This is a genomic window from Endozoicomonas sp. SESOKO2, from assembly GCF_024606245.1.
In the GTDB taxonomy this organism is placed as follows: Bacteria; Pseudomonadota; Gammaproteobacteria; order Pseudomonadales; family Endozoicomonadaceae; genus Endozoicomonas_A.
Window position 1 is genome coordinate 1 of sequence record NZ_JAHHPQ010000408.1, and the last position, 1,703, is coordinate 1,703.

1 protein-coding gene is annotated in these 1,703 nt (G+C 55.1%); it reads right to left on the reverse strand.

Features of this window, described 5'->3' with window-relative positions:
* Window positions 1–1,703, reverse strand: a 1,703-nt coding sequence (locus tag KDK17_RS08990) for a calcium-binding protein (RefSeq protein ID WP_306671261.1), incomplete at both ends; no start/stop codon positions are given.

Sequence of the window (1,703 nt, forward strand, 5' to 3'; positions counted from 1 at the left end):
GCTACTGTGCCATTAGCGGAGCCATTCAGGGTGGCGGTAATGCCGTTAGCTGAGCTGTTGAAATGAGAAGAGTTGTAATCCACTGTATCAATGCCGTCGCCACCATCAAGGGTATCGTTGCCATCGGTGGCATAAATCGTGTCTGCGCCCTTACCGGCCTCAATGGTATTGTTGACTGTACTTCCGGTCAGTGAATCCCCGTGATCACTGCCTGTGATATGCTCAATATCGGTCAAACTGTCGTTACTGCCGCCTCCATCGGTGGCGTTACCGGTGCCCAGGTCAACCGTGACGAAACTGGTTTCATTGCTGTAATCAACGGTGTCTTCATCCGCCCCGCCGTTCAACGTATCGGTTCCGGCTCCACCCTCCAGAGTATCGTTGCCGTCACCGGCAATGAGCGTATCGTTTCCGTTTCCGCCGCGGAGTGTGTCATTGCCGACACCACTGGTCAGAATATTGTTGGCACTGTCACCAATCAGGGTATCGTTGCCATGATTGGTGGTGACATTCTCAAAACCTTTGACCCTGTCAGTACCGGTAAAGAGCCCATTGCCAAAACTTTTGTTGACGGTGATGTAACCCTCAGGATCGGCTGTGGCAGAGAGGTCGACGGTAATATCATCTGGTGTGTCTAAAGGCCCGCTGACATTACCCACCATATCCAGCGTATCCCCTGCCGCAGTGTTGGCACCGCCATCCAATTTATCGTTTCCGAAGCCACCGTGGATGATGTCATCTCCGTCGCCACCGGTGATGATGTCATCGTCCTGGTTACCGTTAATGTCGTCGTTGCCATCTCCACCGTTGATGGTGTCAGCACCGGAACCCCCCCAAATAGTGTCGCCTCCGGCACCCCCGTTGATGGTGTTGGCTGACGCGTTACCGTATAACTGGTCGCCTGATAAATGGTCAGAACCGATAATATTTTCGATATCTGTCAGCGTATCGTTTCCGCCGCCACCATCAATGGCGTAGTCTCCTGACAAATCAACAATAACCGTCCCTGAATCTTGACTGTAATCAACGGTGTCTTCACCCGCCCCGCCATCCAGTGTGTCGGCACCGGCACCCCCCGTCAGATAATCATTGCCATCACCGCCTTCCAGATGGTCCGCACCATCACCACCGGACAAGGTGTCATCATTGTCATTACCCACCAGATGATTCGCGTTGGCATCCCCTGTCAGGTTGTCAGATTGGGCACTGCCACGGATATTTTCAATATTGCTGAGGGTGTCGTTGGAACCTTCACCATCCGCAGCATTCGTCCCCACCAGATCACTAAGGTCAGCGGTAACACTGCCAATAGCGCCGCTGTAATCCGCCCAGTCCCCGGTGCCTGCACCGCCGTCGAGATTGTCATTACCGGCACCGCCAACCAGCGTATCATTGCCGGAACCACCGTTCAGCGTGTCGCCTTCCGCGCCACCTCGCAGGGTATCGTCATCATCGCCGCCATTGAGGGTATCAATGCCATCCCCTCCCTCAAGCACGTCATCACCAGCATCACCGTTGAGCGTGTCGGCACCGGCATCGCCACGCAATGTATCGTTATGGTTACCGCCGTGGAGAGTGTCGTCATTGGCACCACCTTCCAGGGTATCGTCGTCATCTCCGCCCTCCAGGGTATCATTGCCATCACCGCCAAAGAGCTGGTCCTGACCGGCATCGCCACGCAACGTATCGTCGTCTGCCTCGCC